This window comes from Bradyrhizobium sp., assembly GCF_049586575.1.
In the GTDB taxonomy this organism is placed as follows: domain Bacteria; phylum Pseudomonadota; class Alphaproteobacteria; order Rhizobiales; family Xanthobacteraceae; genus Bradyrhizobium.
The window spans coordinates 1-3,581 of record NZ_JBAVCF010000633.1 but is presented as its reverse complement, the minus strand read 5'-3'; the positions used below and the strand labels follow the sequence as shown (position 1 = coordinate 3,581).

Here is a 3,581-nt window from a genome sequence, read left to right as displayed (position 1 = left end):
CTGCTCGCCGCGCCCAGTGCGCCGGGTCGCGTCAAACGTCTGATCGAGTTGCGCAAGGACGCTGCGGGCGTTGTCGACAAAGACGCGGCCCGCATCGGTCAGTTCGACACCGCGCGCTTTGCGGCGGAACAGCTGCACATCGAGTTCGCGCTCGATCTCATTGATCTGTCTACTGAGCGGCGGCGGCTGCATGTCAAGGCGCTCCGCGGCCCGCGTGATGTTGCGTTCCTCCGCGACCGCGATGACATATCGAAGCTGCCTCACGTCCAAGCTAATACCCACAGAGTAACGATAATGATGAAGCATTATAATAGCTCAGTGGGCTTGATAAAGCTATTGGATGGGCCCGCAGCATTGCGGCCGGCTTGATCGTGGTCGGGCGCCGCAGGTCAGGATGAAGGAGCACGCGATGAAATTGATCTTGGCTCTGCTGCTGGCGACTCTTGCCTTAGCAGTCGGAAACCACGCGCATGCGCAGACTTGGCCGGCGAAACCACTGGTGGCGGTCGTTCCGGTTGGCGCAGGCAGCCTCGCCGACACGATCGCACGCCTAGTATTGGATCGCTTGGCATCGCAGCTTGGCCAACCCATCATCGTGGAGAATCGAACCGGCGCTGGCGGTACGATTGGCGCGGCGTTTGTGGCGAAATCGCCGGCAGACGGTTACACGCTTCTGATACATTCCAACGCGCACACCATCGCGCCGGCGCTCTACCCCAGCCTGAGCTATGATCCGGCACGCGATTTTGCTGCGGTTGCTCCTCTCGGAATTTCTCCGCTCGTCCTGGTCGTTTCGGCGAGCAAGGGTTTCAAGACCGTTGGCGATCTCATTGCCGCCGGCAAGGCAAAGCCGAACTCGCTGACTTTCGCGTCTGTCGGGGTCGGCACTGCCACTCACCTGAGTGCCGAACGCTTTCGCGCCAGCACCGGAATTAATGCCGTTCACGTGCCGTTCCGAGGTGGCCCGCAGGCCATGACCGAAGTGATGGCCGGGCGAGTCGACTTCTTCTTCGGGCCTCTCGGCCTGGTGCTGCCGCAAATACGCGATGGGAAGCTAGTCCCCCTGGTCGTGAACGGTTACCGGCGATCCGCAGCTCTGCCAAACGTGCCGACCACATCGGAAGTGGGCCTTGCCAATGCTGAATTCCCAATCTGGTTTGGCATGTTCGCTCCGGCGCAGACTCCGCGTGCTATCGTCGACAAGCTTCACGACCAGACCCTCAGGGCTGAACAAACAGGTGACGTCAAGGACAAGCTTGCCCGTTTGGCCGTCGATCCGATGACCATGACGGCGGATCAGTTCGCAGCCTTTGTCGCAAAGGAAGTCGCCGCCAACGCAGCTCTGGTCAAAATGGCCGGCATCAAGCTGCAAGCAGATTGAGCTGCGCGTCGATCACGCCAACGCATCCAAAACCATGCCGGCGGAGCAAACAAAGCTCAAGCGCGCGGGGACCGGTCTGCGCGCTTTCGATCGCGAACGCGCCTGCCCGGGATATACGCTGTTCGCGCCGTATCAGAGCGCCGACCCGACAGTCTATCTCATCGATCTCGACGGCACGCCCCTTCACACCTGGCGCATGCCGTACCCGGCTCAGTACGCTCGCCTGACCGAACGCGGCACGCTGTTTTACAATGGCAAGACCCCCGGTGAGCCACACAATTTTCTTTCCGACAAACCCTACAAGGTTGGTGCGGTGTTAGAGACGGATTGGAGCGGTCGCGTGCTCTGGGAGATGCGCCATCCCGATCATCACCACGACGGAATTTTGCTGCGAAACGGCAATGTGATGCTGCTCACCCTTGCCAAGCTGCCACGCGAACTGGTCGCAAAAGTAAAGGGTGGCATGCCAGGTAGCGAGCACAAGGGCGACATGTACGGCGACCATTTGGTGGAGATGACGACCGACGGGCGGTTGGTCCGGGAATACCGCCTCTGGGAGCAACTAGATCCGGAAACCGACCGGATAACCGCGATTCAGGAGCTGCGCGACGCTTGGAGCAATGGTAATGGACTCGCCGAACTGCCGAACGGCGACATCGTCGTGAGCTTTCGGACGATCTCCACTGTGGTCGTTGTCGAGCGTCGGACTGGCGTCATCGTCTGGAAGCTCGGCGCGCCGCCGCTATGCGGCCAACATGCGCCGACGCCGCTACCCAACGGCAATTTGCTGATTTTCGACAACGGACCGCACCGGCTCGACCATCCAATGCCGTTCTCGCGGGTGATCGAGGTCGAGCCCAAGACCAGAAAGATCGCTTGGCAATATCGTGAACGACGCGAGAGCGACTTTTTCAGTCCTCGAATCTCGAACGCTCAGCGCCTGCCGAACGGCAACACACTCATTTGCGAAGGCGACTTCGGACGCCTGTTTGAGGTCACGGCCGCCTGCGATCTCGTCTGGGAATACGTCAATCCCTATTTCGGCGGCGCTCCGACTAACAATCGCGTGTTCCGCGCCTATCGGTACAGCGCGGAAGAGATCGCGCGGGCGAGAGCGACCAGACACGCTTCGTAAGGCCAGTGAGCTATTTTGCTCAGACGACGGACGGAAAGAATTGGAAAACTAAACATGAATGCCGGCGCTCGGCTCATTATCTCGGGAGACATTGGATGAAACTTCCCCACCGTAGGCAATTTCTGCGTCTGGCCGCGGGCGCTGCCGCGCTGCCGGCTCTGCCTCGCATGGTACTGGCGCAAGCCTATCCGACGCGGCCGGTGCGCATCATTGTCGGTTATCCTCCCGGCGGTCCGAATGACCTCGTCGCCCGCCTGATGGGCCAATGGCTGTCAGAACGGCTCGGCCAGCCGTTCATCATCGAGAACCGGCCGGGCGCCCCACCAATATCGCCACCGAGGCGGTCGTGCGCGCGCCTGCCGATGGGTACACGCTCCTTCTGCTCGACACGGCAGGTGCGTTCAACGCGACGCTATACGACAAGCTCAATTTCAATCTCATTCGCGACATCGCGCCGGTCGCGGGCATTGTCCGTGCGCCCAGTGTCTTGGAGATTAATCCGTCGGTTCCTGCCAAGACGGTTCCAGAGTTTATCGCCTATGCCAAGGCCAATCCCGGCAAACTCAACATGGCGTCGAGTGGGATCGGAGTTCCCTCCCATGTCTTCGGCGAGCTGTTCAAGATAATGACCGGGGTGAACTTGGTGAACGTGCCCTATCGCGGGGCGGCGCCTGCGGTTACTGCCCTGCTCGCCGGACAGGTCCAGGTCTATTTCGACCCCATCCCCAGTTCGATCGGCTACATCAGGGCCGGCAAGGTACGTCCGCTGGCAATAACCAGCGCAACGCGCTCGAAAGCATTACCCGACCTGCCGACTGTCAGTGAGTTTGTGCCGGGCTACGAAGCGAGCATCTGGTGGGCCGTCGGCGCACCGAAAGCGACGCCGGCCGAGATAGTCGACAAGCTCAACAAGGAGATCAACGCGGCTCTCGACGACCCTAAGATGAAGGCTCGTCTCGCTGACCTCGGCGGCGTGGCGCTGCCGGGATCGTCGGCTGAATTTGGAAAGCTGATCGCCGACGAAACCGAGAAATGGGCCAAGGTGATCAAAATTGCCGGCATCAA

Annotated in this window: 3 protein-coding genes and 1 pseudogene; 3 read left to right on the top strand and 1 reads right to left on the bottom strand. The window is 60.6% G+C overall.

Annotated elements, in window-relative coordinates; genetic code table 11:
* On the bottom strand, window positions 1–264 hold a 264-nt coding region (locus WB528_RS23455; protein ID WP_423891167.1), incomplete at its 3' end, for a LysR family transcriptional regulator.
* Window positions 265–409: 145 nt separating this feature from the next.
* Between WB528_RS23455 and WB528_RS23450 the strand changes: the two genes are divergently transcribed.
* The 3 genes and pseudogenes from WB528_RS23450 to WB528_RS23440 form a co-directional block, all read left to right on the top strand.
* Window positions 410–1,381 carry a tripartite tricarboxylate transporter substrate binding protein gene (locus tag WB528_RS23450; protein WP_423891165.1) on the top strand — a complete coding sequence of 324 codons (972 nt, stop codon included), beginning with the start codon at window positions 410–412 and terminating at the stop codon, window positions 1,379–1,381.
* Window positions 1,382–1,415: 34 nt separating this feature from the next.
* Window positions 1,416–2,516, top strand: a complete 1,101-nt coding sequence (locus WB528_RS23445) for an aryl-sulfate sulfotransferase (RefSeq protein ID WP_423891163.1) — start codon at window positions 1,416–1,418, stop codon at window positions 2,514–2,516.
* A 95-nt stretch (window positions 2,517–2,611) separates the two neighbouring features.
* Window positions 2,612–3,581: pseudogene (locus WB528_RS23440) on the top strand (Bug family tripartite tricarboxylate transporter substrate binding protein); the annotation flags it as partial.

Coding starts and splice junctions, on each gene's coding strand:
- WB528_RS23445 (WP_423891163.1), top strand. CDS start 1,416: ATGCCGGCGGAGCAAACAAAGCTCAAGCGCGCGGGGACCGGTCTGCGC.
- WB528_RS23450 (WP_423891165.1), top strand. CDS start 410: ATGAAATTGATCTTGGCTCTGCTGCTGGCGACTCTTGCCTTAGCAGTC.